At 64.6% G+C, this 26,457-nt stretch carries 24 protein-coding genes; 14 read left to right on the top strand and 10 right to left on the bottom strand.

The features are described from left to right. Positions 1-32: 32 nt before the first annotated feature. Complete coding sequence (locus tag JQ592_RS08730) at positions 33-1,208, bottom strand: MFS transporter (protein WP_211402425.1); 1,176 nt, start codon at positions 1,206-1,208, stop codon at positions 33-35. Positions 1,209-1,393: 185 nt separating this feature from the next. On the opposite strand from JQ592_RS08730, the gene thrS reads away from it, so the two are divergent. Further along, positions 1,394-3,442, top strand: a complete 2,049-nt coding sequence (gene thrS, locus JQ592_RS08725; RefSeq protein WP_211402424.1) for a threonine--tRNA ligase — start codon at positions 1,394-1,396, stop codon at positions 3,440-3,442. Here the strand turns inward: thrS and JQ592_RS08720 are convergent. After that, entirely contained in the window at positions 3,439-4,344 is a 906-nt protein-coding gene (locus tag JQ592_RS08720; RefSeq protein ID WP_211402423.1) for a hypothetical protein, read from the bottom strand. The two genes, thrS and JQ592_RS08720, sit on opposite strands and share 4 nt — an antisense overlap. Before the next feature lie 247 nt (positions 4,345-4,591). Here JQ592_RS08720 and JQ592_RS08715 point away from each other — a divergent pair, with 247 nt between their 5' ends. Both JQ592_RS08715 and JQ592_RS08710 read left to right on the top strand, forming a co-directional pair. Continuing rightward, positions 4,592-7,651 (top strand): autotransporter outer membrane beta-barrel domain-containing protein, encoded by a 3,060-nt coding sequence (locus JQ592_RS08715; RefSeq protein ID WP_349630453.1) that lies wholly within the window; start codon positions 4,592-4,594, stop codon positions 7,649-7,651. A gap of 105 nt (positions 7,652-7,756) precedes the next feature. Next, on the top strand, positions 7,757-8,320 hold the full coding sequence (locus JQ592_RS08710) for a nitroreductase family protein (RefSeq protein WP_211402422.1): 564 nt from the start codon (positions 7,757-7,759) through the stop codon (positions 8,318-8,320). A gap of 33 nt (positions 8,321-8,353) precedes the next feature. On the opposite strand, the gene JQ592_RS38225 is transcribed toward JQ592_RS08710, so the two are convergent. Together JQ592_RS38225 and JQ592_RS38220 are read right to left on the bottom strand one after the other, a co-directional pair. Next, positions 8,354-8,803, bottom strand: coding sequence for a hypothetical protein (locus JQ592_RS38225; RefSeq protein ID WP_246820248.1), 450 nt, complete (start codon positions 8,801-8,803; stop codon positions 8,354-8,356). Continuing rightward, on the bottom strand, positions 8,800-9,216 hold the full coding sequence (locus tag JQ592_RS38220; RefSeq protein WP_246820247.1) for a LysR family transcriptional regulator: 417 nt from the start codon (positions 9,214-9,216) through the stop codon (positions 8,800-8,802). The genes JQ592_RS38225 and JQ592_RS38220 overlap by 4 nt, the downstream gene beginning before the upstream one ends. Before the next feature lie 219 nt (positions 9,217-9,435). Between JQ592_RS38220 and JQ592_RS08700 the strand changes: the two genes are divergently transcribed. From JQ592_RS08700 to JQ592_RS08685, 4 genes are all read left to right on the top strand, one after another. Next, positions 9,436-9,849, top strand: a complete 414-nt coding sequence (locus tag JQ592_RS08700) for a TadE/TadG family type IV pilus assembly protein (RefSeq protein WP_211402421.1) — start codon at positions 9,436-9,438, stop codon at positions 9,847-9,849. Next, positions 9,752-11,521, top strand: coding sequence for a pilus assembly protein TadG-related protein (locus tag JQ592_RS08695; protein ID WP_349630452.1), 1,770 nt, complete (start codon positions 9,752-9,754; stop codon positions 11,519-11,521). The genes JQ592_RS08700 and JQ592_RS08695 overlap by 98 nt, the downstream gene beginning before the upstream one ends. Before the next feature lie 138 nt (positions 11,522-11,659). Next, complete coding sequence (locus JQ592_RS08690; protein ID WP_211402420.1) at positions 11,660-13,132, top strand: methyl-accepting chemotaxis protein; 1,473 nt, start codon at positions 11,660-11,662, stop codon at positions 13,130-13,132. 191 nt (positions 13,133-13,323) lie between these two features. Next, a complete protein-coding gene (locus JQ592_RS08685; RefSeq protein ID WP_211402419.1) occupies positions 13,324-14,592 on the top strand; it encodes a serine hydrolase domain-containing protein in 1,269 nt (422 codons plus the stop codon). On the opposite strand, the gene JQ592_RS08680 is transcribed toward JQ592_RS08685, so the two are convergent. The 5 genes from JQ592_RS08680 to JQ592_RS08660 all read right to left on the bottom strand — a co-directional run bounded on the left by JQ592_RS08680 (position 14,578) and on the right by JQ592_RS08660 (position 21,861). Continuing rightward, positions 14,578-17,040, bottom strand: a complete 2,463-nt coding sequence (locus tag JQ592_RS08680) for a putative bifunctional diguanylate cyclase/phosphodiesterase (protein WP_211402418.1) — start codon at positions 17,038-17,040, stop codon at positions 14,578-14,580. The genes JQ592_RS08685 and JQ592_RS08680 overlap by 15 nt on opposite strands. Before the next feature lie 1,082 nt (positions 17,041-18,122). Beyond that, the gene (locus JQ592_RS08675) at positions 18,123-18,440 is read right to left on the bottom strand and encodes a response regulator transcription factor (RefSeq protein ID WP_211402417.1); all 318 of its coding nucleotides are present in this window, start codon (positions 18,438-18,440) and stop codon (positions 18,123-18,125) included. A 51-nt stretch (positions 18,441-18,491) separates the two neighbouring features. Beyond that, positions 18,492-19,715, bottom strand: a complete 1,224-nt coding sequence (locus JQ592_RS08670; RefSeq protein WP_183245108.1) for an ABC transporter permease — start codon at positions 19,713-19,715, stop codon at positions 18,492-18,494. After that, positions 19,712-20,434, bottom strand: a complete 723-nt coding sequence (locus JQ592_RS08665; protein ID WP_211402416.1) for an ABC transporter ATP-binding protein — start codon at positions 20,432-20,434, stop codon at positions 19,712-19,714. Before JQ592_RS08665 ends, JQ592_RS08670 begins: the two co-directional genes overlap by 4 nt. After that, positions 20,431-21,861 carry an efflux RND transporter periplasmic adaptor subunit gene (locus tag JQ592_RS08660; RefSeq protein ID WP_211402415.1) on the bottom strand — a complete coding sequence of 477 codons (1,431 nt, stop codon included), beginning with the start codon at positions 21,859-21,861 and terminating at the stop codon, positions 20,431-20,433. The genes JQ592_RS08665 and JQ592_RS08660 overlap by 4 nt, the downstream gene beginning before the upstream one ends. A gap of 600 nt (positions 21,862-22,461) precedes the next feature. Between JQ592_RS08660 and JQ592_RS08655 the strand changes: the two genes are divergently transcribed. The 6 genes from JQ592_RS08655 to JQ592_RS08630 all read left to right on the top strand — a co-directional run bounded on the left by JQ592_RS08655 (position 22,462) and on the right by JQ592_RS08630 (position 25,389). Then, entirely contained in the window at positions 22,462-23,109 is a 648-nt protein-coding gene (locus JQ592_RS08655) for a response regulator transcription factor (protein WP_211402414.1), read from the top strand. Positions 23,110-23,287: 178 nt separating this feature from the next. Continuing rightward, positions 23,288-23,689 carry a curlin subunit CsgB gene (locus JQ592_RS08650; RefSeq protein WP_211402413.1) on the top strand — a complete coding sequence of 134 codons (402 nt, stop codon included), beginning with the start codon at positions 23,288-23,290 and terminating at the stop codon, positions 23,687-23,689. Between the two features lie 65 nt (positions 23,690-23,754). Further along, positions 23,755-24,147, top strand: a complete 393-nt coding sequence (locus JQ592_RS08645) for a curlin (RefSeq protein WP_211402412.1) — start codon at positions 23,755-23,757, stop codon at positions 24,145-24,147. A 27-nt stretch (positions 24,148-24,174) separates the two neighbouring features. Continuing rightward, positions 24,175-24,585, top strand: coding sequence for a curlin (locus tag JQ592_RS08640; protein WP_211402411.1), 411 nt, complete (start codon positions 24,175-24,177; stop codon positions 24,583-24,585). A gap of 66 nt (positions 24,586-24,651) precedes the next feature. Continuing rightward, complete coding sequence (locus JQ592_RS08635; protein ID WP_283816106.1) at positions 24,652-25,092, top strand: curlin; 441 nt, start codon at positions 24,652-24,654, stop codon at positions 25,090-25,092. A gap of 12 nt (positions 25,093-25,104) precedes the next feature. Then, complete coding sequence (locus JQ592_RS08630) at positions 25,105-25,389, top strand: hypothetical protein (RefSeq protein ID WP_211402409.1); 285 nt, start codon at positions 25,105-25,107, stop codon at positions 25,387-25,389. A gap of 54 nt (positions 25,390-25,443) precedes the next feature. On the opposite strand, the gene JQ592_RS08625 is transcribed toward JQ592_RS08630, so the two are convergent. After that, complete coding sequence (locus JQ592_RS08625) at positions 25,444-25,725, bottom strand: hypothetical protein (RefSeq protein ID WP_211402408.1); 282 nt, start codon at positions 25,723-25,725, stop codon at positions 25,444-25,446. A gap of 279 nt (positions 25,726-26,004) precedes the next feature. Here JQ592_RS08625 and JQ592_RS08620 point away from each other — a divergent pair, with 279 nt between their 5' ends. Further along, positions 26,005-26,457 (top strand): hypothetical protein, encoded by a 453-nt coding sequence (locus JQ592_RS08620; RefSeq protein WP_211402407.1) that lies wholly within the window; start codon positions 26,005-26,007, stop codon positions 26,455-26,457.

The following is a 26,457-nucleotide window of genomic DNA, read 5'->3' as shown; positions in this document are numbered from 1 at the left end:
CAAGCACCTTGCACGCACGAAAACGCGGGATTTCAAGCCGTCCCAGCAGCAACCGGCCGGGGCTGGGTCAGGATCACCAGGATCAGCGCCAGCACGACGAAGCCGACCGCCACGAAGCCGATCGTATGCAGGAGTTCGCGGGCGAACAGCAATCCGCCCGTGGCGGACCCGACGGCCTGGCCGATATAGAGGACCGAGGTGTTGAGCGCGACGGTCGCCGGCGCAAGCGGCGGCGCAGCCGCGACCAGCCGCACCTGCTGCATCGAATTGGTCGAGGCAAAGCCGAGGCCCCAGATCGCGACCGCGATCGCCATCAACGCGATGATGCCCGCGCTCAGCGCCCAGGTGGTGATGCCCGCAAGCACGAGGCAGGTGAACAGCAGCGAGGTCCGGTAAGGCCCCCAAGTGTCGACGATTCGTGTCGCGATGGCGACCCCGAGGAAGCCGCAGACGCCGTAGATCGCGAACACCATGCCGACCGCATCGGGGCTCGCTCCGGTCAGCTTCTTCAGCAGCGGGCCCATGAAAGTGAACACCACGAACTGCCCGGACATTTGCAGCATGGTGATCGCCAGCAGCAGCAAGATCGTCCTGCTACGGCCGACCGCGCTCCAGGTCTTCAGATCCACCGGCGTACCCTTCAAGCCCGCCGGCAGGCGCAACAGCAGCAACAGGAAGCTAATGAGGCCGAGCGCGCCGATCCCGCCATAGGCGGCGCGCCAGCCATAGCGGCTGGCGATGAAGGTGATCAGCGGCAGACCGACGGCGGCCGCCAGCGACCAGCCGAGGAAGATATAGGCGATCGTGCTGCCGCGCCGCTCCGCCGGCACGATCAGCGCCGCGGTGCCGGCCGCCTGCGGCGTGTAGAGCGCGCCGACCGCGAGCATCACCAGGCGGATGACGAGGAGGCTCGTGTAGTCGGGCGCAAACGCCGAGGCGAGATTGCCGAGCGCGAGCACTGCCAGCGTGGTGGTGAGCAGAGTCCGCCGCTCGATGCGGCTGGTCAGCCACGCCGTCAGCGGCGAGCCGATGCACAGCGTCACCGCACCGAAGGTGATCAGAAGCCCGGCCGCGTGGATGGTGATCCCAAGCCCCGCCGACAGCTCCGGCAGTATGCCCGCCGGCGCCAATACGGAGCAGCCGGTCACGAGGTTGCCAAGCATCAGGGCGGTTGGCGCGAAACGGCCGGCGGCAGGGGCATTTTCCATGCAAACGCATGTAGCGGCGGCTTGTGACGAGTTAAAGGGTACAACGTCAAATAGTTGAGGCTGCGCCGCGGGTTTTGCGCGCCACTTTCTTGGAAATGCCGGATTGCACAGGCCGAATCCCCTGATATATCGCTCGTTCCCGCTTACCTGCGCTCGTTCGCAGGAGTGAGCCTCAGGAGAAAGCAATGACCGACCAGCCCAAATCCGAGTCCGGCTTCCAGTACAGCCTCTCCAACCTGAAGCCCGTGACCCCCGCTCCCAAAGTCACCCTCACCTTCCCCGACGGCGCCCAGCGCCAGTTCGACAAGGGCATCACCGGCCTCGATATCGCCAAGGGCATCTCGCCGTCGCTGGCCAAGCGCACGGTTGCGATGGCGCTCGACGGCGCGCTCGCCGATCTCAACGATCCCATCGAGGCCGACGCCAGGATCGAGCTCGTCAATCGCGACGACCCGCGCGCACTCGAATTGATCCGCCACGACTGCGCGCATGTGCTGGCCGAAGCCGTGCAGACACTGTGGCCGGGCACCCAGGTCACCATCGGTCCGGTGATCGAGAACGGCTTCTATTACGACTTCTTCCGCAACGAGCCGTTCACGCCGGAAGACTTTGCCGCGATCGAGAAGAAGATGCGCGAGATCATCGCGCGTGACAAACCCTTCACCAAGGAAGTCTGGGATCGCGAGAAGACCAAGCAGGTATTCCGCGACAAGGGCGAGGCGTTCAAGGTCGAGCTGGTCGACGCCATTCCCGGCACCGAGCCGATCAAGATCTACTACCAGGGCGACTGGTTCGACCTGTGCCGCGGCCCGCACATGACCTCGACCGGCAAGGTCGGCAATGCCTTCAAGCTGATGAAGGTGGCCGGCGCCTATTGGCGCGGCGATTCCAACAACCCGATGCTGACCCGCATCTACGGCACCGCCTTCGCCAAGCAGGAGGACCTCGACGCTTATCTGAAGCAGATCGAGGAAGCCGAGAAGCGCGACCATCGCAAGCTCGGGCGCGAGCTCGACCTCTTCCACTTCCAGGAGGAAGGTCCGGGCGTCGTGTTCTGGCACCCGAAGGGCTGGACCATCTTCCAGCAGCTGATCGCCTATATGCGCCGCCGCCTGACCGGCGACTACAGCGAGGTCAACGCGCCGCAGATCCTCGACAAGGTGCTGTGGGAGACCTCGGGCCATTGGGGCTGGTACCGCGAGAACATGTTCGCGGCGCAGTCGGCCGGCGACGAGGCCGAGGACAAGCGTTGGTTCGCACTGAAGCCGATGAACTGCCCGGGCCATGTCCAGATCTTCAAGCACGGCCTGAAGAGCTACCGCGACCTGCCGCTGCGCCTCGCCGAGTTCGGCGTGGTGCATCGCTACGAGCCGTCCGGCGCCATGCATGGCCTGATGCGCGTGCGCGGCTTCACCCAGGATGACGCGCACATCTTCTGCACCGAGGACCAGCTCGCCGAAGAGTGCCTGAAGATCAACGATCTCATCCTGTCGACCTACGCGGATTTCGGCTTCACCGGCGACCTCACGGTGAAGCTGTCGACCCGCCCCGACAAGCGCGTCGGCACCGACGCGATGTGGGATCACGCCGAACGCGTGATGGCGACCGTGCTGCGCGAGATCCAGACGCAGAACAATCACATCAAGACCGAGATCAATCCAGGCGAAGGCGCGTTCTACGGGCCGAAGTTCGAATATGTGCTGCGCGACGCCATCGGCCGCGACTGGCAGTGCGGCACGACGCAGGTCGACTTCAACCTGCCGGAACGGTTCGGTGCGTTCTACATCGACCATGACGGCGGCAAGAAGCCGCCCGTCATGGTGCATCGCGCGATCTGCGGCTCGATGGAGCGCTACATCGGCATCCTGATCGAGCACTATGCCGGCAACTTCCCGCTCTGGCTCTCGCCGGTGCAGGCCGTGGTCACGACCATCACCTCGGAAGGCGACGAGTACGCCAAGCAGGTGCTGGAGCTGGCGCGGCGCGCAGGGCTTCGGGTCGAGATCGACCTGCGCAACGAGAAGATCAACTACAAGGTCCGCGAGCACTCTCTGGCCAAGATTCCGGCGCTGCTCGTGGTCGGCAAGAAGGAGGCCGAGACGCATTCGGTCTCGGTCCGACGGCTCGGCAGCGATGGGCAGAAGGTGATGACGACCGCCGAGGCGATCGCAGCGCTGGTCGACGAGGCGACGCCGCCGGACGTGAAGCGGATGCAGGCGACTGCGGCGGCCTAACCGGCCGTTGCCGTCTGCAACGACGGCTCGGCGCTTCCCGTGCAAGCGCCGAGCGCCTCGTCCGCGCATTGCGCGAGATAGAGAAACATGGTCGCGAGCATCTGCTCCAGAGCCTCGCGTCCGCGTGGTGACAGCGTGACCTCGTTGTTCGCAGCTCCGCTGCGCACGAGCAGGTTCCTGTCTTCGGCGTCCCGCAGCAACGACAGGACGTGCTTGCGCGACACAGAGAAAGTCTTCGCAAGCGCATTGATTGAGAGCTGCACCGGCGCTGCCGGCGGAAATGCATCTCTCTCGTTTCCCGACAGCGCGAGGCTGAACAGGATCACGACGCCGGCGTTGCGCTCCGCGAACGGCTCGAGGTCCGGCGCATTGTCGAGGACACGAAGACCCGCGACGAAACGCCGGCCGAGCGCTGTGGCGAAGGCCTCCGTGAACGCGTCGCTGCTCACGGCGGCAAGGTAGTCCGCAGCTTCCGGAAACAGGCATCGCATCGCCTCGAACTGCCGCGCCCAGCGAACCCGATGCAGGGCGAGCAGCTTCTCGGTCGGCGCAAGCAGACGCTTTCGGCGATCGGGACTGGGCGCAGCCATCAAGAGCCCGCCGGCGCGCATCAGGGCCAGCAAGGCCTCGCAGCGGCCGCGGCTGCAAAGGCCCAGCTCGACACAGAGATCCTTCATCGCACCGACGGTCAGGCCTGACTCCGCCCGCCCGAAATGCAGGTAGAGCGCGACGTGCGTGAACAGCGCCCGCGCGCGATCGCTCAGGAGCAGGTTGAGGAGCTTGTTGGTCCGGTAGATCGCGACCGCCCCCTCCGCCGACGACCGCATGGCCCGCGAAAAATCGGGATGGCGGCGCAGCGCGGCGACGGCATCCGGTGACGGGGTGAGCGGCGAGACGGACATTTCCAGGCGAACCGGACAGGTGTGCGTCTCTCCGTTGGCACGACCTGCGTGTTGCGCACAAGCCTCAGGTGGCGACCGATCATGCAATCCACCCAAAAAGTCGCAGTTCTCGGTGCGCCGCCGCATCGGTAGGTCTTGCGCAAATCGCGTCGGTTGAACCGGCGCGTCGCATGCGATTTCGCACGAAGGGGATGAGGTGCCGTTCGCTGTTAGGTCCGACCGCTGCGGACCTCTAAGACAACCGCAGGTGCGAGCCCGGCCGTTCTGGCTTGCGGCGGCGTTGTCGCTTGCTGCTGCGAGCCCGGCCTTCGCGCAGGCGACGCGTGGCGGCGACGGCGGCAGCGGCAGCGTCAGCTTCCCAAATGGCGGAACCAGCTCCGCGACAGGCGTCGGGGGCGCCGGGGGCGACGCGCCCTTGGCGACCCGTGGCGCCGGCGGCGGCGGCGCCGGGGTCACCGGCGGCAACGGTGGGACGGATTCCACAAGCACTATCGCCGGTGGCGCCGGTGGCGCTGCTGGAGGGGGACAGGGCCAAAACGGCAACAATGGCGACTCGAGCCACGGCGGCGGCGGTGGCGGCGGCGGCGGACACGGCGCCGTCGTGACCACGGATACCACCAATACCGCGACGATCACCGGCGGGACCGGCGGGCGCGGCGGCTCGACGACCGGCAACTACGCCGCTGGCGGCGGCGGCGCCGGTGGCTATGGCGTCGTCGTCAACGGCAGCGGTCTCGCCTATACCAACACCGGCACCGTCAACGGCGGCACCGGCGGCAATGGCGGCGCGGCCACGACGGGGAACGGCTTTGCCGGCGACGGCGGCGACGGAGGCTATGGCGTCTTCCTGACCGGCAGCGGCGTCCTCACCAATACCGGCACCATTGCCGGCGGCAAGGGCGGCAATGGCGGCAACGCGCCCGTCAGCAGCCAAACATCCGCGGCCGGCGATGGCGGCAACGGCGGTGCCGCCGTCTACCTCGCCGGCGGGGGCACGCTCATCAATTCGGGGAGCATCGTCGGCGGCGATGCGGGCAATGCGGGCGCGGCCTCGTCTTCAGCGACGCACGGAAGTGACGGCGTGGGCGGCGCCGGCGTGGTGGGCGCCGACCTCACCATCATCAACAGCGGCTCGATTTCCGGGGGACTGAATGACGGTTCGACCCGCGCCAACGCGATCACCTTCACTGGCGGCAGCAACGTCCTGGAGCTGTGGGCTGGCTCGGCCATCACGGGCAACGTCGTCGGCACCGGCACGGATACGTTCCGGCTCGGTGGATCGGCGAACAGCACGTTCGATGTCTCCAGTATCGGCACCACGGCGCAGTATCAGGGCTTTTCGACCTTCGTGAAGACCGGCACCGGCACCTGGACGCTGACCGGCACGACGACGGCGGCGACGCCCTGGAGCATCGACCAGGGCACGCTCGCCGTGACCTCCGACTCGAATCTGGGCGCAGCGTCGGGTGGACTGAGCTTTGGTGGCGGCACTTTGCAGGTCCTTGCCGACTTCGTCAGCAGCCGGTCCGTGACGCTCAACGCGGGCGGCGGCACCTTCGATAGCAACGGCTACAGCGTGACGCTGTCGGGAGCCGTTGGCGGCGCTGGAGGGCTGACCAAGATCGGCAGCGGAACGCTGGTGCTGACGGGAACCAGCTCCTACACCGGCGCGACGATCGTGAATGCCGGTGTGCTCGACGTCGAAGGCGCGATCACCGCCACTTCGGCGGTGACGGTGAACGCCGGCGCCACCCTCACCGGCAGCGGACTCGTCGATCCCCTGACGGTGACGATCAATGCCGGCGGCGTGCTGGCGCCGGGCAATGGCACGGCGGGATCGTCGATGACGATCGACGGCAATCTCGTGATGCAATCGGGTGCGATCTACCGGGTGCAGCTCGACCCATCGAGCGCGTCGTTCGCAACCGTCAACGGCACGGCGACACTCGGCGGCGCGACCGTGAATGCGGTGTTCGCCAATGGCAGCTATGTCAGCAAGACCTACACGATCCTCACCGCAAGCGGCGGCGTTTCCGCGACATTCGCCTCGCTCGTGAACACCAACCTGCCGTCGAATTTCCAGACGACCTTGAGCTACGGTGTCAACGACGCCTATCTCAACCTCGTCCTGAACTTTGCCATCCCCGGCGGATTGAACGGCAACCAGCAGGCCGTCGGCAATGCACTCACGGGCTTCTTCAATCGCACCGGCGGCATCCCCGCCGTCTACGGCGCGTTGACACCGGCGGGCCTGACCCAGGCATCCGGCGAGACCGGAGCGGGCGTCCAACAGACCACGTTCAACGCGATGGGCCGGTTCGTAGGCCTGCTCACCGATCCCACCACGCAGGGAGCGCCGGGCGCCGGCGCGGCGACCGGCTTTGCCGACGAGAATCGCGCCGCCAGGCGAACCGACGCCTTCGCGATGTTGGCAGATGGCCCGCCCCGCAATTTCGAGCAGCGCTGGAATGTGTGGGCGGCCGGCCTCGGCGGCTCTCAATCCACCTCCGGCAACGCAGCCGTCGGCTCCAACGACACAACGAGCCGGACTTACGCCACTGCTGTTGGTGCCGAGCACTGGTTGTCGCCGCGCACAATGGCCGGCTTTGCACTCGCTGGCGGCGGCACCAGCTTCGGTATCAATGGTCTCGGCTCCGGCCGCTCCGATCTGTTCCAGGCCGGCATTTACCTGCGCCATGCCGACGGCCCTGCCTTTATCACCGCTGCACTCGCCTATGGCTGGCAGGACATCACCACCGACCGCACCGTGACGATCTCCGGCGTCGATCGCCTGCGGGCGGCGTACAAGGCCAATTCGTGGGCGGGCCGCGTCGAAACCGGCTATCGGTTCGTCGCGCCTGCAAATGGCGGCATCGGCCTGACGCCCTATGCGGCCGTGCAAGCTGCCTTGTTCGATCAACCGGCCTATACCGAGCAAGTCGTCTCCGGCACCTCGGCCTTTGCACTGAGCTACGCCGGCAAGCGCGTCACCGACAGCCGCAGCGAGCTCGGCCTGCGCAGCGACAAGTCCTTCGCCATGCAGGACGGCATCCTCACCCTGCGCGGCCGCCTCGCCTGGGCCCATGATTTCAATCCCGACCGCACGGCGGCAGCGAGCTTTCTGGTGCTTCCGGACGCGAGTTTTGCGGTGAATGGCGCCGCGCGGGCGCGCGATTCCGCGCTCACCACGACATCGGTCGAGATGAAATGGGCGAGCGGCTGGTCAGCTGCCGCAACATTCGAGGGCGAGTTCTCGCCCCAGACGCGCGCCTATGCCGGCAAGGGCGCCGTGCGCTACGCCTGGTGAGATTCGTCCCGATCACAATCGGTCTAAACGCGGATGTATGGTCTCGTGGCAAAGGGCGTCGCATGCTAATGCGAGGCTCAAACCGAACCCATGAGAGAGCCTCCCGTGCCCGACGCCATCGAACTCCTGAAGACCCGCCGCTCGGTCAAGCCGCGCGAGATGACCGGACCCGGCCCGTCGGCGGCCGAGCTCGAGACGATCCTCACCATCGGCGCGCGCGTGCCTGATCACGGCAAGCTCACGCCCTGGCGTTTCATCATCTTCGAGGGCGACGCCCGCCAGCGCGCCGGCGAGGTGATCGCGAAGGTGTTTGCCCGCAAGAATCCCGGCGCGCCGGCCGCCGACGTCGAGACCGAGCGCAAGCGCCTCATGGACGCGCCGCTGGTGATCGGCATCGTCAGCTTCACCAAGCCGCATCCGAAGGTGCCGGCCTTCGAGCAGGAATTGTCGGCGGGCGCCAGCGCCATGAACATCGTCACCGCTGCGACCGCGCTCGGCTATGGCGCCTGCTGGCTGACCGGCTGGTTCGCGTTCGATCGCGACGTGCTTGACGGCCTCGGCCTCAAGCCGGACGAAAAGCTCGCCGGCTTTGTCCATATCGGCACGCCGACCAAGCCCAGCGAGGACCGTCCGCGCCCCGCTCTGTCCGATATCGTGACCAGGTTCTAAGCCCGGAAAGCTCGCGCCTCCGGAGCTGAAGTCTCACTTCGGCTCGAAGAACAATGATGCGAGCTGCTTCGTGAGTTCAGCCACACGCGCGTTGCCGAGACTTGCTCGAACGCACATAATTCGGCGTATGGTCGGCAACTCAGGGAGATAATAGTCCTTGGCGACGACCACCGTGCCGGGCACCTTGCTGGCCGGCACGGCGGTGAATCCCATACCGGCTTCCACCGCTCGCAGCTTGACCTCGAAATCGGGGCTGTTGAAGACGATCTTGTATGAAATCTCGTGACGTTCGAGCGTTCGCACCATCCAATCATCGCCAGGCCACGTCAGGATCGGAATGGGAGATCCCGGACTCACCACGAACTGCTTCGCCCTGACCCAGACGAGCGGCTCTTCAATTCCCGCCACGATCATTTGGCGTACATCGCCATCCATGCGCTGCTGATCAAACATGCAGGCAATGTCGAGATATCCCTCGATCAAGGCTTTAGCGAGATTGCCTGACTGATCGACCTGGACGAAAATGCGGAAAGACTGCCGGCAGATTGTTGCGCCTTGAAGAAATCGGTCGCGAAGAGCGAATTGAGCCCCAGCCTGACCGGCTGCGAACGATCGGTATTGCCGGACAGTCTCAGTAACTGGTCATTCGCCTCGATCATGCGCCTGGCTTGTTGCAGGGCAATCCTGCCGAGATCGCTGAGGGCCGTACCGGTTGAGGTCCGCTCAAACAACGGTCCGCCCACCAAATTCTGAAGCCTCTTCATCTGTGAACTGATCGCCGGCTGGCTCAGGCCCAACAGTTCACCGGCCTTCGACAGGCTCCCGGTCTCGGAGATCGCAATCGCGGTACGCACGATTTCCGTAGGAATATTTACGTACCCCTTGCGTTGATTCATTTAATTAATCTCCTTTAAAAATACTTAACCGCAGGTTGTCTCCGTTAGAATCACCCTACAACCCAGAAGTGTTGATCTAAAACAAGCTTTCTATAGCCCTATAAATTTTTTGAGGCCCAAAGGTCGCAATGGAACCCGCAAGTTTACGGAACGATCCATACAACAAGCTGTAACGAGCATGCCCGCATCCTCAGCCACAACAAAGGGTTGAGGTCCGACATGCTTCGATTCGTGCTCTGCCTGCGCGGCGCTTCCGCCGTCGAATTCGCGCTGATTACGCCGCTCTTTTTATTGATGCTGTTCGGAATCGTGATTTTCGGCGGCTATCTGACGATGGTTCACGGGGTCCAGCAGCTTGCCGCGGAAGCCGCCCGCTCCTCGGTTGCCGGCATCTCCGACGGCGAGCGCAACACGATCGCAACCGGCTACGTCTCCGCAAACGCCTCGACCTACCCGCTGCTGGATCCAGGCAAAATTGTCGTCAGCGCCGCTCCATCGAGCAACTCCGCGAACGTGTATGTGGTGACCGTGACATATGATGCGTCTGGCAGCATCGTCTTCGCGCTTCCGCTCGCACCGGCCCCCTCCTCCACGATCGTTCGCTCCGCCGCGATTCCCTACGGAGGGTTCTAAGATGAAATTGGCACAGCGCCCCGTGCGCCGGTTTGCCTCCGACGATCGTGGCAACGTTGCGATCATGGGAGCGGTCGTAATGACCATCGTCATCGGCTTCGCCGCGCTTGGCGTGGATCTCGGCGCGATCTTCGCCGACAGGCGCAAGGCCCAGAGCGCAACGGACCTTGCAGCAATCGTCGCTGCCGGCAATTTGAACAACGCGACCAATGCCGCCTCAGCGACTGTCGTGCGCAACAACTATCCGGCGAACGCGCTGGTCGGCGTCGAGCTTGGAAATTACACGGCCAACGCTGCCGTAGCGCCGGACAAGCGCTTCGTGACGCCGGCAACCGGAACGCCGACGGCCGCACGGGTCACCCTCGAAACGAAGACACCGCTCTATTTCGCCCATTACATCACCGGTTCGAGCCAATACACGATCAGGACGACGGCAACGGCATCGAGCACGGCCCTCGCTTCATTCGCGATCGGCTCACGTCTCCTCGCGGTAAACGGCGGGCTGATCAACGCCGTGCTTGGATCAATGCTGGGCACAAGCCTTTCACTTACGGCCATGGACTATCAGGCACTCGCGAACGCGCGCATCGACGCGCTCGATTTCCTCTCGGCCGTCGCCACGCGGGCCAATGTGACTGGCCCGACCTACGACAATGTCCTGACCAGCAACGTCAAGATGGCCGATCTCATTGCGGCAATGCTGACGACACAACAGAACGCCAATGGCAACAACGCGGCCACGATCACCTTGTCGAGCATCGCCCAAGCCATATCGGGACAGTCGGCCCGGATTGCTCCAGGGTCGATACTGGATCTTGGACCTTACGGCAGCCTCGCAATTGGCCAGAAGCCGAAGGTCGGAGTCAGCCTTTCGCTTTTGAGCTTGCTGGCCGGCACCGCCGCCGTTGCAAATGGAGATCATCAGATCGCAACGAGCGTGAATCTCAACCTGCCGGGGATCGCGCAGGTTTCCGTGGTCGCCACGGTCGGTGAACATCCCGTGGGCTCGGGCTGGTTCGCCGTCGGCGCGCAGGGCGCAAGCGTCCACACGGCTCAGACGCGCGTCCTGATCACGATCCAGCTCGCCGGCAGCGGCGGCGTTCCTTCCGTCAATCTGCCGATTTATGTCGAGGTCGCACCGGGTACAGCGACGCTGTCCGGCATCTCCTGCGGACGGCCGGATATCAGCAGTTCGACTGTTACGCTCGGCGTCACACCCGGCGTCGTCGACGCCTGGGTCGGCAACGTTTCGATGGCCGACATGAACAATTTCAGGACCAAGCCCAATCCTCCGCCCGCCACATTGGTCAACATATCCGGCGTAACCATCAACGGCCGCGCTCATGCTGAAATCAGCAATACCACGGCAAGGCAGGTCGACTTCAGCTACGCCGACATTCAGGCACAGACAATCAAGACGGTCACAACGACAAATTTCACCTCTTCGCTGATGTCGAGCCTGCTCAGGGACATGAGCTTGACAGTCACGACCGGTCCCCTCGCGCTGCCGCTGCCCGGCGCCGGCTCGACGGTCGCCAATATCCTCTCCGGCGCCACGGGCTCGATCGACCAGATACTCGCATCCACACTTGCCGCACTCGGCGTCGGAATCGGGCAAGCGGACGTATGGGTTTCCGGCGTGCGATGCGACGGGGCGGTGCTCGTCAATTAGTCCAGTTGGCGCAATCCACTCAGGGGATCGCGCGATCATTGTAGCAAGTTGCGTTTGAGTCATTCCGCGTTTCGGAAATGGGCCAGTCCTGGCCCGATGCCATCTTAACTTTAAACATTCTCAATTGGGGGTCTTAGCATGCTTTCCCGTTTCAAATCTGACAGTTCGTTTGGTCTGCTGGACCGGATGCCGATCAGCGTCATGATCTGCGAGATGACCGATTTCAAGATCGTTTATGTGAACGAATCGACCAGGAACAACCTCAAGAAAATCGAACACGTGCTGCCCGTCAAAGTCGACGCCCTGATCGGCCAATCGATCGACATCTTCCACAAGAACCCGCAGCACCAGCGCCGACTTCTGTCCGATCCGAAAAACCTCCCGCACCGCGCCCGCATCACGATCGGCGGCGAGACGCTCGATCTCACCGTGACCGCCATGATCGATGCGCGCGGCCGCTATACCGGCCCGATGCTGACCTGGGAGCTTGCGACCGAGAAGGCCAAGCTCGAAGCCGAGACCGAACGGCAATTGCAGATGCTCGACAACATGCCGCTCAATATCATGATGTGCGACACCGATTTCAATATCACCTACGTCAACAAGACCAGCGTCAAGACTCTCGCGCCTTTGAGGCACCTGCTTCCGGTCGCCCCGGACGAACTCGTCGGCAAGTCATTCGACATCTTCCACAAGAACCCACAACACCAGCGCCGTATCGTCGGCGACCCGACCCGTCTGCCCCACGCGGCCAAGATCAAGCTGGGACCGGAGACGCTCGACCTGCGCGTTTCGCCCCTGTTCGACAGGAAAGGCAGCTACACCGGAGCGATGCTCAACTGGTCGGTCGTCACGGCCAATGTGCGGCTTGCGGATGACTTTGAACGAGATGTGAAGAGCCTCGTGGGCACACTGGCCTCCGCCTCTTCCGAGATGCAGGCAACCGCGCAGTCGCTGTCCTCCACCGCCGAATTTGTCAGCCAGCGGTCCGCGGGGGCGGCATCGGCTTCCGAGCAGCTCAGCTCCTCCGTCAACGAGATCAGCAGGCAAGTCGCCGAGGCGAGCAAGGTCGCAAGGGCCGCGGTCGAGGAGGCCGAAAAGTCCGATCGACTGGTCTCCGGCCTCGTGACAATGGCCCAGAAGATCGGCGACGTGGTGGCGCTTATCAGCCAGATTGCCGGTCAGACCAACCTCCTCGCACTCAATGCGACGATCGAATCCGCCCGCGCTGGCGAGGCCGGCCGGGGTTTCGCCGTCGTCGCATCGGAGGTGAAGGCACTTGCTAGTCAGACCGCCAAGGCGACGGAGGACATCGGCGCCCAGATCAACGAGATGCAATCCGCGACGGGCAACACAGCCGGGGCGCTGAAGGCGATTTCCCAGACCATCAACCGGATCAGCGAGATCAGCACGGCAATCGCGAGTGCCGTGGAAGAGCAGGCCGCGGCCACCAAGGAGGTGACGACCAACATCAGCAGCACCAATCAGGCCGTCGGCGAAACCAGCGACGCAGCGGGGAATGTTCTGACCGCCTCCGGCAGCCTCGCCAGGAATGCATCCGAGCTGGAAATTCAGGTCGATAAATTCCTCGCGAGCGTTCGTGCCATGTAGGCGAAACCGCCCAATCGCGCCATACGGCCTCGAGCCGGACGAGAAGCGGCGCCTTATCGGGTACGCGGACGAAGCCCAGCGAGGACCGTCCGCGACCGTTCGTTTCGGAAATCGTGACGCGATTTTAATCGATGGCTTGTTGACGCCTTCGGCATCTTCCGGCTTTGATCCCGCCGAGGGAGGAAGCCCGGATGAAGCGTCGTGAATTTCTGGTCGGAGCCGCACTGCTCGCCGGCACGATGGCGCGAAGCCGCGCAGCGGACATCCCTGCCCCCTCGCCCGAGGGGCTCGAGCGCATCACCGCCTATTTCGACAACGAGGTGGGAAGCGGCCGGCTGCCGGGCGCCGTGATCCTGGTGCAGCAGCACGGCAAGCCGGTCTACCTCAAGACTTTCGGCGTGCGCGACACCAGGACCGGCCTCGCCATGACGACCGACACCATCTTCGCCATCCACTCGATGACCAAGCCGATCACGTGCCTCGGCGCGATGATGCTGATCGACGAGGGCAAGCTCGCGCTGACCGATCCCGCGTCGAAATACGTCCCGCTCTTTGCCGACACCAAGGTGGGCATCGAGATCACCAAGCCGGACGGCAAACTGGAGCTCGACCTCGTGCCGCCGGTCCGCCCCGTCAACATCGAGGATCTGCTGCGGCACACCTCGGGCATCAGCTACGATTATATCGGCGGCAAATGGGTCGAGCAGGCCTACAAGGCCGCCAATATTTTCGAGGGCCAGTTCAACAACAGGGAATTCGCCGATCGCATCGCAAAACTGCCGCTGGCGCGGCAGCCGGGAACGCTGTGGCGCTATGGCCATTCCACCGACGTGCTCAGCGCCGTCATCGAGATCATCTCGGGCCAGACGCTGTACGACTTCCTCAAGCAGCGCGTCCTCGATCCGCTCGGGATGAGCAGCACCAAATTCGCACTGGCGACCGAAGACGAGCTGGCGCGGATGGCGCGGCCGCTGCCGAGCGATTTCATCCTGCTTGCCGGCGAGCGCGACCGGCTCGATCATCCCGAATGGCAGTCCGGCGGCGGCGGCCTGCTCTCGACCATCACCGACTATCAGCGCTTCTCGCAGATGCTGCTCAACGGCGGCGAGTTCGAGGGCAAGCGCTATCTGAGCCCGGCCGCCTTCAAGGCGATGACGACCGATCACGTCGGGCCGGGCTCCGGTGTCGGACGCGACTATTTCTATTTTCCCGGCGACGGCTTCGGCTATGGCTATGGCCTTGCGGTGCGCACCGATCCCGGCAACGCAAAACCGCCGCCGCCGGGCTCGCTCGGCGAGTTGAAATGGGACAGCGGCAGCGGCACCTATTTCGGCGTCGATCCCAAGCTCGACATGGTCTACCTGATGATGCAGCAGACCCAGAACGAGCGCAGCCGCATCACGCCCGCGTTCAAGGCGCTGGTCTACGACTGCTTCCCCGAGGCGCTACGCCGCCCGTGAGGCGCGCTGGCCGAACTCGGCCAGCAATGTTGCGATCTCGGCGGCGGGCCGCGCCGCGCTGAACAGAAATCCCTGCACCTCGTTGCAGCCTTCGGCGCGCAGCCAGTCGAGCTGATCTTCGGTCTCGACGCCCTCCGCGGTCGTGGTGATGTTGAGGCTGCGGCCGAGCCCGGAGATCGCGCGCACGATCGCCCCGCAATCGGGCCGCTGCGCCAAATCCTTCACGAAGGAGCGGTCGATCTTGATCTTGTCGAACGGGAAGCTGCGGAGATAGCTGAGGCTGGAATAGCCGGTGCCGAAATCATCCATGGAGATGCTGACACCGAGCTCGCGCAGCTGATGCAAGGTCGCGAGATTGGCATCGGTCTCGGCCAGGAAGATCGACTCGGTGATCTCGAGCTCGAGCCGCTTCGGCGACAGGCCGGACTGCGCCAGGGCCGAGATCACCACCTGGACCAGGTTGCGGCTGCGGAATTGCGCCGGCGACAGGTTGACGGCGACCTTGACGTCGACAGGCCATTTCACCGCCTCGGCGCAGGCCTCGCGCAGCACCCATTCGCCGAGCTGCGTGATCAGGCCGATGTCTTCGGCGACCGGAATGAATTCGGCAGGCGAGATCATGCCCTTGTCGGGGTGACGCCAGCGCAACAGCGACTCGAAGCCGGAGATGCGGTCGGAGGCGATCGACACCAGCGGCTGATAGTGCAGCTCGAACTCGCCATTGGCGAACGCCCGGCGCAGATCGAGCTCCATGTCGCGACGCTTCTGCGCCTGCAGGTCCATCTCGCGCTCGAAGAAATGATGCACGCCGCCGCCGTCCGACTTCGCCCGGTACAGCGCCATATCGGCGTTGCGCATCAATTCTTCCGACGTCGTGCCGTCGCCGGGCGACAGCGCGATGCCGATGCTGGCGCCGATCACCATCTCCTGCCCGTCGATCTCATAGGGCGCCTTCAGCATGTCGATCAGCAGGCTCGCGCAGGCACTGGCCTCGTTCGGCGACACGTCCGCGGCCAGGATCACGGCGAACTCGTCGCCGCCGAGCCGGGCCGCGAGATTGGCGCCGCGAACCGCGGTGGTCAGGCGCTCCGCAACCTCCTTGAGCAGGCGATCGCCGGATGGATGCCCGAAGGAATCGTTGATGTTCTTGAACAGGTCGAGGTCGATATAGAGCACACCGACGCGCTTGCCGCCGGCCTGGTCCAGCGCCTGCTTCAACCGCTCCTGGAAATATTCGCGGTTCGGCAGGTCGGTGAGCCCGTCATGATGCGCCATGTGGGCGATGCGTGCCTCGGCCTTGCGCCGCTCGGTGATGTCTACCACGGCGACCAGATAGCCGTCGCGATCGTCGAAAGCGACGCGGCGGCCGAAGGTGAGCACCTCGATCTCACTGCCGTCGGCGCGCAGATGCCGCCAGTTGCGCGAGGAGTGATAGGTGTCGCCGACGCGTTCGAGCGCCTCGGCGTGACTGTCCCACTCGTCCTGCGGCCAGATCTCGTGCAGCTTCATGCGCAGGAATGTGGCGCGGCTGTAGCCGTAATGCTGGACTGCGGCGTCGTTGACGCTGAGAAACTCCTTGCTCTCGGCGTCGAACACCCACATCGGCATCGGGTTGTTGTCGAACAGCAGGCGGAACGAGGCATCGCGCCGCTTCAGGGCGGTGACGTCGGAGATCGTCAGCGAGACCACGTCGGCGAAGGCAGTGGCGCTGAGGCGGAGATGGCGGTCCTCGTGCTCGATCTCGAGCTGTTCGCCGCGGCCGCCGGAGACGGTCCTGAGCAGGAATTCCATGATATCGGGCGATGCCAGCAGCGTGCCGCCCTCGCCGATCCGGCGCCACAACAGGCTCGCGCCTGCGGCCTCCAGCAGGACGCCCGCGCTCTTGTTGTGGTGCACGATCTGGAATTCGAACGGCTTGCCTGAAGCATCGCGCAGCGTCACCAGCGAGATCACCGCATCGTCGGTCGCGGAGAAGATCGCGTCGAGCAGATTGTACTGCGCACCGCGCTCGTTGACATAGGCGCCGATCAGCGTGGCGCCCCAGCGCGAGGCGGTCGGCAGCGCCAGCACATCGTAGGTCCGGACCATGCCGTCGCGCACGCAATGCGCGCTCGCTTGGTGCGGCCGGCCGTTCGCCAGCGCGCTCGCCGCCGCTTCCGACAAAGCCGTGGCACAGTCGGGCGAGAGCTCGGCGACCGGAATGTCCCAGCGCTCCTCGCCGAGCCATTTCTGCACGTAACGGCCGCTGCGCGACAGTTCGAGCGCGCCGTCATTCTTCAAGAGCGCGATGTGGTCGGCGAGCCGTCCGAGGCTGCCGAGCATCACGTCCTCGTAGCGCGGCAGCCGCTCACCCGGCTTCAACGCGGCACGCCATTTGCGCTGAAGCACCGGGATGTCGTCGAACATTTCGGCGGCCGGTTTTCCCGGCATCTTCTTCGCGGCAGTCATCGTAGTCCCCAACGCACTATCCCGGCGCATCCAATGCAGATGCACTTAATGGCGTGTAAAAAGGGCGCAGATGCGGGTTCCATTCAGCGATTATGACAGTTTTAAGTCAGGTGTTGGTTAGTGCGCGTTAGAGACTATGACAGCTTTGCTTTATGCGCGGGCGATGACGGCGATGTCGCCGCACTCTCAATGTCGTCCTGACGAAAGCCAGGACCCATAGCCACCGAATTTTGTTTTGCGAACGCTGGAGGCCACATCGCGCGTCGGCAACGCTGACCGGGGTAATGGGTCCTGGCTTTCGCCAGGACGACGGTGGGGAGATATCTTGTTCACCTGCCCCAACGCCGTCATTGCGAGCGCAGCGAAGCAATCCAGAATGCCTCTGCGGAGACAGTCTGGATTGCTTCGTCGCAAGGGCTCCTCGCAATGACGGAGTGTGTGGCGACAGCGTCGCTTCTTCAATTCGCATCTTCATTGCAGACACACCTTCGCATCCTCGCGGCGCATTTCGCCCGAGCTTTGCTGCCGTCGTCTCACCCCCACATGAAAGAGGGCGCAGGGAAGGCCGGTAGCCGGCTGGCACCCGCGGTCCACTGTGCGAAGTTGCAGTCAGAAAATCTGCACAGCGGCATACAGGTGAAGCCAGGACATCCCGGCCTTCCCTGCGCAGTGGTTTTACGGCTTATGTCGTGATCTCCCCGGGGAGCGATGCACTATTGCCCCCGTCGCCTTCGGATGACTGATGCGCGGACCCGGTCGGGCCGCGACATCACCGCAAGACTTGACGCACAGACCCCGGGCGTCAGGACCACACGATTTTGCCGTACGCTGATGGCACCGGTCGTGTGCGCGACGACTTCGCTCACGGTCTCCCGCCCTGCAAACCCGTTCGCGCCAACGCCATCCGCGTCCACCGCCGCCCGGCCCGCGTTCGTGACGATCGCGATACGCCCCTCTTCCTTGGGCCGGAGTGAGAAATATCTAACAAAAAACCGAATTCGAATAAAGAGAATTATTTCGATGCTGCTGTCTTGACCGCGGACTTGGGTGTTTTGCCCGACGGGCTGCACAAGGGGTTGTGGTTATTCCGGCGCGGTCGGCAGCCGCGGAGTCTGCGCCAGCGCCTGTGCCGGCTTGACCGTTGGCGGACCTGCCCCGTTCCTGGTGAGATCGCGCCGCAGCGAAAGCGGGGCTGTCTTGAGCGCATAGATGATCGCGATCTGGGTCCGGTTCTGGAGGCGGTATTTGCGCATGATGTTGCCGATATGCGCCCGCACCGTGTTCTCCGAGATCTTGAGCTCGTAGGCGATGTTCTTGTTCTGCAGCCCCCGCGCGATCAGCATCATCAGCTCACGCTCGCGCGGTGTCGGCGTGATCGAATCCTTCGGATCCGGACTCATGACTGGCTCCTCCCTGGTCTTCTCGTGGATGTGGCCGCCCCCGGCATCGTCCTACTCCGTCTTGAGCGCCTCGATCGGGCTGAGCCTGGACGCCTTGTGGGCAGGATAAAACCCGAAGATGAGACCGGTCGCGATCGAGAAGGCGAGGGCAAGGCCGATCGCCTCGCCGTCGATCGAGGTGACCCATCCGGCCATGCGGGCGACCGTCATCGAGAGCGTGATGCCGCCGGCGACGCCGATGGCGCCGCCGAGCAGGCAGAGCACGAGGGCCTCGCAGAGAAACTGCAGACGGATGTCCCGCATCCGTCCGCCGAGCGCGCGGCGGATTCCGATCTCCCGCGTGCGCTCGGTGACGGACACGATCATCACGTTCATGATGCTGATGCCGCCGACGAGCAGCGAGACCGAGGCGATGGCGACGAGCAGGAGCGCCACGGTGCGGATCGCGCCCTGCTGCGCTTCCATCGCGGCGGCAGGATCCTGGACCTTGAAGTCGTCCTCCTGGCCGGCCGGGATGCGGTGCCGCTGCCGCAGCAGGCTTTCGATCTCCGCTCGCGCGCCCGCCATCTGACCGTCCGCGGCCACCTTGGCGATGATGTAGGCGACCGAATCCCGGTTGATGTTGCTCGCGCTGCCGAGGAAGCGCAGCTTGGCCGTGCTGAGCGGCACGAAGGCGACGTCGTCCTGCGCCGGGCCCTTGCGATCGAGCACGCCGACCACCTCGAGCGGCACCTTCATAATCCTGATCTGCGCGCCGATGGGGTCATCGCCCGGCGCGAACAGCTCGCGCGCGACCGTGCTGCCGAGGATCACGACCTTGCCGGCACCCGACTCTTCCGCGCCGGAAAAATAGCGCCCGGAGGCGAGTTGCCAGTCGCGCACCATGAAGTGACCGGTGGTGGTGCCATTGATGGTGGTGTTCCAGTTCTTGCCCTCGTGGATGACCTGCGCCGTCCCGGCAAGCGAGCCGGCGGCGGCCTGAATTTCCGGAATCTGCTCGAGGATGGCCTGAACGTCGCCCTCGGTCATCGTCAGCTTGCTGCCGTCCTTGAGGCGCACGCCGCCCTGGTAGACGGCGCCCGGGGTGATCATCAGCACATTGGCGCCGATCGAGCGGATCTGTTCCTGCAGGCGGAGCTGCGCGCCGGAGCCGATCGCGAACACGGTCACGATGGAGGCGACGCCGATCACGATGCCGAGCATGGTGAGGAAGCTGCGCAGCGGGTTGAGGCGCAGGGCGTGCAAGGCGATCTGAAACCCCTGGAGCATCGTCATGACGCCACACTCCGTCTCGGCAGCAGCTCCGCTACCGTCTCGTCGCTGACGAGCTCGCCGTCATGCAGGCGGATCGTGCGCCGGCACTGCGTCGCGATGCCGGGATCATGCGTGATCATCACGATGGTCTGGCCGGTCCGGTTGAGGGCTGCGAACAATGCCAGGATCTCGGCGCCGGTCCGGCTGTCGAGCGCGCCGGTCGGCTCGTCGGCGAGCACGATCAGCGGGGAGGCGATCAGCGCGCGTGCGATCGCGACGCGCTGCTGCTCGCCGCCGGAGAGCTGCCGCGGGAAGTGATGGGCCCGGTGCAGCATGCCGACGGCCTGAAGGCTCCGCTCGGCGCGGGCCAGACGTTCCGCGCGACTGACGCCGCAATAGACCAGCGGCAGCGCGACGTTCTCGATCGCATTGTGGCGCGCGAGCAGATTGTAGGACTGGAACACGAAGCCGATGCTGCGGGCGCGCAGCGACGAGCGGCGGTCTTCCGAGAGCTCGGCGACATTGGCGCCCTCCAGATGGACCGCGCCCTCGCTCGGCAGGTCGAGCAGCCCGATCATGTTCATCAGCGTCGACTTGCCCGAGCCCGACGGTCCCATCACGGCGACGATCTCGCCCTGCGCGATGTCGAAGCTGACGTTGCGTACCGCGGTCACTGCTATTCCGTCGGTGCGATAGGTCCTGGACACGGAGCGGAGGCTGATGAGGGGCAGGGCAGTCATGATCCGAACCTGATTCCGAGGAACTCCATGCCCGCCGGCCGGATCGCCTGGCCGACGGCGACCTGGCTGCCCTCGACGAGATCGCCGCTCTTGAGCGCGACCTGCTCGGTGCCGGCCGCGCCGACCGTCACCGCGATGCGCTGGAGTGCGCCGCTGGCGGTCCGCACCCACACGCCGCTATGCGCGCTGCCTGAGTCCGGCCGCGCGCCGGACGGCTGGAACCGGAGCGCCGCGAGCGGCACCTTCAGCACGTCGTCCTGCCGTTCGATCACGATCTTCACCAGCGCCGTCATGCCGGGCAGCAGCGCGCCGTCGAGATTGGAGGTCGACAGCACGACGGTGTAGGTGACGACGTGCTGCTGGGTCTGCGGCGCCTTGCGCACCTGCCGCACCACGGCCTCGAAGCGGCGGTCAGGGTAGGCATCGACCGTGAAATGGGCGCGTTGGCCGGGCGCGATGCGCCCGATATCGGCTTCATCGACCTGCGCATGAATCTCCATGTCTTCGAGGCGGTGGGCGACCACGAAGGTGGTGCGCGATTCCAGGCCGACCGCGAGCGTCTGGCCCTCGTTGACGAACCTGCCGACGACGACGCCGTCGATCGGCGAGCGGATCACGGTGCGATCGAGATCGGCCTGGGCCGCGGCGAGAACGGCCGCCTTCTCCGGTACCGCCATGCGGGCCTGTTGCAGCTCGGCTTCGATGCGGCGGACATCGGCCTGCGCGCCATCCACCGAGTAGGAATTGAGAGACATTAGGACCTCCGCCTCGCGCTCCTGGGCGAGACGTGCGGTGAACTCGGTCTGGGCGTCGTCGACCGTCGTCGTTGCGACCACGTTTTGCGACTGCAGCGCCAGCTTGCGCTGCAAGGTCTTCTGCGCCGAGGTCTTGACCGCCTGGGCGCTCTCGAGCTTGGCGGCGAGCACGTCGCGGCTGCCTTTGGCGTTTTGCAGATCGATCCTGGCGCGATCGAGCTTGGCGCGCGCGATGTCGACCAGGGAATTGGCGACCGCGAGCGAAGCCCTGGCTTCGTCGACCTTGGCCGCGAAGCTGCGCGGATCGATCAGCGCGAGCGGCTGGTCCCTGGCGACGGTGTCGTTGAAGTCGACATAGACGCGGGCGAGCTGCCCGGAAAGCTGGGAACCGACCTCGATCGTCTTGACCGGCTGCAGGGCACCGGTGACGGTGACGGTCTGCTCGATGCTGCCGCGCTGGATCGCGGCATAGCGGAACACGGGCGCATCCGACCCGAAGGTCGAGGGCTCGCGGACGCCGGGCACGAGCAGCCGCCTGGTCTGGTCATAGGCGCGAGCCGCCTTGTCTGCCGCGCTCCCGGCGGCGCCGGCGATGACGGCCGGCCCTGTGATGTAGATCGCAGTTAGGCTGCACGCAGTTCCGAGCAAGGCAATTGCTGGCACAAATCGCATATCCAAACTCGCCTGATTGAAATGACTTCGGGGAATCGGGAAAAAGTGGCAAGCTCGCTATGGTTGTAAATCATCTAAGGTAGTATCGAATGTCAGTATGTCGTCCTCGCCGGGGCGACGGTCGGGTGCGCAGCATCATCCAGAAGTAAAGTCCGCGGGGTGCGACGTTTCGTGATTTGCCGAAAATGCATACCCGTCGTATCGATACGATGCGCGCGGTATCGAACTCGATAAGCTGACTGAACGTCCCGTATGATCCGGCTGACGTTGCCGGTGGCTGGCGTTCAGCTCGGCACATGGGTAGCAATGCCATGACGCAGTTGGCGACGCTGCGGCCACGATACCGGATCGTCATATTCGCGATAACGCGCCTCGCAATGATGCCGCCTGTGGCGCGGCGAGATTCCCTGCAATCACGAAGCCCGATGTGTGAACGCCTTCACTCGCTTCCGGCGCGCATTGGCCCTAAGACGTCGAACCGGCGGACGGACGCCGATCGTTCGATTCCCGCGAATTCATCCAAGTACCTTGTTATCGCTTGCAGGAAGAATGGATGGCTCGTTGCCGCTCATCGAGCCCCAAGCCGGGGAGTTTGTTGGAATGAGTTCAGGTCAAGCCACAGTTTATGTCATTGATGACGAAGTTCAGATTCGAAATGCGATTGGAAGTCTCTGCGAGGAGACCGGTCACCAGGTGAAGTTGTTCGCGTCGACCAACGAGTTTCTCGCCGAGAGTCTTTCCGGCGGACCCTCGTGCCTCGTGCTCGACGTTCGCTTTCCCGGGACATCGCCGACCGGTCTCGAACTGCAGCGCCGGCTCGTCGAGACGGGCGTGTTGATTCCGATCGTCTTCATCAGCGGCTACTCGGACGTCCGTGTCTCGGTCGAGGCGATGAAACGCGGCGCGGTCGAGTTTCTGCCGAAGCCCTTTCGCGAGCAGGAGCTGCTCGACGCGATCAGGCACGGCATCGAGCGCGACCGCAGGCGGATGGAGCGCGAGGACGCCGTCCGCGACGCCCGGCAACGCGTCGAGACGCTGACGAGCCGCGAGCGCGAGATCATGATGCTGATGGCCGAGGGGCTCGTCGCCAAGCAGATCGCGGCAAGGCTTGGCGTGAGCGAGGTGACGGCGAAGGTCCATCGCGCCCGGATGATGCGAAAGCTCGAGCTGCGGTCGCCGGTCGAGGTGGTGCGGCTGATCGACAGCATGGGACGCGAAGCGGGGGCGCCGCGCGCCGGCGCGGGGTAGAAGCGCATCGTGCGGTTTGCGGGCGGATGCATCGCGCAACGTCTAGTCCGTACCGACTAGCATGAACTGCAGTCTGTCGCGCGGCACATGATCAGTTCAGAGTATTCCCACGATGTCAGTCGCATTCAGGACCGGCATCCGAACCCAGTCAAACAACTTGGCCCGAAAGGAATACTCCATGCGTAAATTGTTTTTTGCTTCCGTTGCCGTGCTCGCCCTGTCTTCCGCGGCGCAGGCCGCCAACACCTCGACCACGGTGCAGGTCGGCCTCGTGAACGGCTCGAGCGTTTCGCAGCAAGGTCTCACCAATGACACCTCGTCGACCAGCCAGCTTGGCCTCGTGAACAGTGCGACCACGATGCAGGGAACCAGCTCGGCCTCGCTCAACAACGCCAGCACGGTCAACCAGATCGGCGTGCAGAACACCGCGGCCACCGGCCAGGTCGCGTTCGGCAACAACGGCAGCTCGATCACCCAGAACTCGTTCGGGCCTCCCGCGCTCCAGAACAACGCCGCCGCCGTCGGCCAGTTCAGCCTGTTCGGCGTCAACGGCAGCACCGTCTCGCAGACGGCGCACTGACCCACGTACCGTTCGGCCGGGCGCACCCAGTTGCGGTGCGTCCGGGCCATTCTGGAGGAAATGACATGCGGATCACCTATCTCGTTGCGATGGTCGCGGCGCTCGGTGCGCTGACTGCCGTCGATGCAGAGGCCGGCAACTCGGCGAGCGTGCTGCAGTTCGGCACGACCAACAACTCCTTCATCTCGCAAAGCGGGTCCACCAGCAACAGCGCCACGACGCTGCAGTTCGGCGCGACCAATACGGCGACCCACTTGCAGACGGGCTCGCTCCTGACCGTCAACACCTCGGTGATCGGGCAGGGCGGCACCACCGCGACGGCGTCCAATATCGCGCTGGCCGGCCAGGTCGGCGGCTCCAATTCGAGCCTGATCGGCCAGATCGGCGCGAACAACACGGCCGGCGTCGGGCAGCTCGGAATCCTGAACGGTTCGACGATTCTTCAGCAGACCCCGTGAGCAATTCGGAAAGTGGTGAGGCACGTCATGACACATCCTTTGCGAAGCGCGGGCGCCGTGATGCTCGCTCTGTGCCTGGCCGGCGCCGGATCAGCCGGCGCCCAGACCGCCGACATCAAGACCATCGTGTCGGTCGGAGGACCGCCGGTGGTGCTGAACCAGAACAGTCAGCTCAACATGGCGGGCGTGTTCATGATCGGCGGCAGCACCAGCGCGACAGTGACCCAGAACGGCATCAACAATGCCACCGGCGTGCTGCAATTCGGCGGGACGAATTCGGCATCGGTCGGGCAGGCCGGGACGAACAATTTCGCCTTCGTCGGCCAGGCCGGTCAGTCGGCGACCAGTCTGGTGGTGCAGCTCGGCGCCATGAACACGGGCACGGTGATGCAGTTCAGCGCGGTCAACCATTCGACGGTCGTCCAGACCGGTCCGTAAATCGCGCGCGAACTCATCGGCGCCGGGTACAAACGGGGAAGCGCGATGCGGTGTGGCAGAGAGATCTTGAAACGGGTTCTGGCTGCGGCGGCGTTGCTGGCCACCCTCGGCGCGGCGACGCAGGCGCCGGCCGCATCCGTGCTGCGCAGCGTGACGGACCGGAACGTCAGGATCGACACGATCGTGCAATTCGGCAACGACCTTCAGCCGGTCACGATCGAGGAGAACAGCCAGATCAATATCGCCCGGGTGATCCAGTTCGGCGGGACGGGAACGGTGGATGCGACCATCATCCAGAACGGCACGCGCAACTATGCCAATGTGATCCAGGTGGGCGGCACCACCAACGTAGCGGTCGGCCAGTCCGGCCTCAGCAACATCGCCGACATCACCCAGATCGGCAATTCAACCAATGCGCTCCTGCTTCAGATCGGCGACATGAACACGGGAGCGGTGAGGCAGTTCGGACGTTTCAACTGGCTGGCGATCTTCCAGTTCGGTCGATGATGGAGGCGTGACATGAGATTGCTCTTACTGGCATCCGGAATAGGACTCATGAGCGTGATCGCAGCGGCGCCGGCCGGCGCTGCCGACGGTCACACCACGGTGGTGCAGGACGAGAACGGGACCTCGGTCATCACGCAAAGCGGCGATCCGGCGCAGGCCGAGGTCAGGATCGAGAAGGAGCCCGGGCGCACCACGGTCTACCGCCGCAGCGGCGGAAACACCGCCGTCGTGACCCAGGGCACCGGAAATACGCAGGACATGCTCGAGTGGCTGCGCAAGCAGCTGCAGGAGCATTGACACACAAAAGGCCCGCCGTCCTCGCAAGGACGACGGGCCTTGTTGCAGGTGAGGCTACCAGCGATAGTGGCCGGTCAGCGTGCCGTTGTTGTTGCCGTCAGGGCCGACGTCGCCTTGCGTCGAGCTCGGGGCCGGATGGTTGCTGCCGTTGAGCGGGCCATACGGCCCGGCGGCATCCGGGTAGTACGCGCGCGGTTGAACGGGTTGATAGGCGGGCGCAGTGCGGTCCCAGCCGGCCCGCGGCCCGTTCCAGTCGTAGCCCTGCGCCGATGCCGCGGCCGTGCCGGCCACGAGTGATGCCGTGATCAGGCAGAGGAGTTTTGACGTGTTCTGCATGAGATGCTCCTTGCTTTCTTGTCCGGGCCAACGACCGCGCCAAGGTGGCGTTCCGGACGTATCCGGCGGGAGCGATCAACTCCGATCAACTCGTTATGAATGGCATTTCGGGGAACGAAGCGATTGAAACCGCCGGCCAAACAGGGCGTCTTGCCGCACCCTGTTCCGCGTTAATCCCGTGTCTTAACCAATAATTAATAATACGTTTGCGGCAGGCCGACGGCCCGGCCTAGCGTGCAGCGGGGAGCTATCGCGAAGCCAAACGAGTTGGTGCGTATCATGATGTCCAGATCATCCCTTGCGGCGCTATTTGCCTCGCTCAGCGCAGCCGCGCTGCTCCTCAGCCCCAGCGACAGTTTTGCCAGGCCTGGCGGTGCCGGGCCGCACGGCATGGTCGGTGCTGCCGTGCCGCCGGCCGCTGCGCGTCCGCCGATCGCGCCAGGGGCGCGCTTCCACCGTCGCAACAATCCCTTCGTCTACTGGCCTGGCGGAGGCGGATTCTTCTACGACGGTGCGACGTACAGCCAGCCTTTCGTCGATCCCGCACAGCCGCCCTCGAACGACGTGCGCTACACCTACACCTATGACGTTCCCTGGGACTGGGCGCATCGCTTCCCGCCCAACGTGGTGCCGTCCGACCGGCCCTATGTGCCGAGCTGCCCGACCGAGCAGGTGACGGTGCCCGGCCGCGGCGGCGGCGAGCACACCGTCAACATCATGCGCTGCTACTGA

The organism is Bradyrhizobium iriomotense (assembly GCF_018129405.1).
GTDB classification, from domain to species: Bacteria; Pseudomonadota; Alphaproteobacteria; order Rhizobiales; family Xanthobacteraceae; genus Bradyrhizobium; species Bradyrhizobium iriomotense_B.
This window is presented reverse-complemented; position numbering and strand designations above follow the sequence as displayed.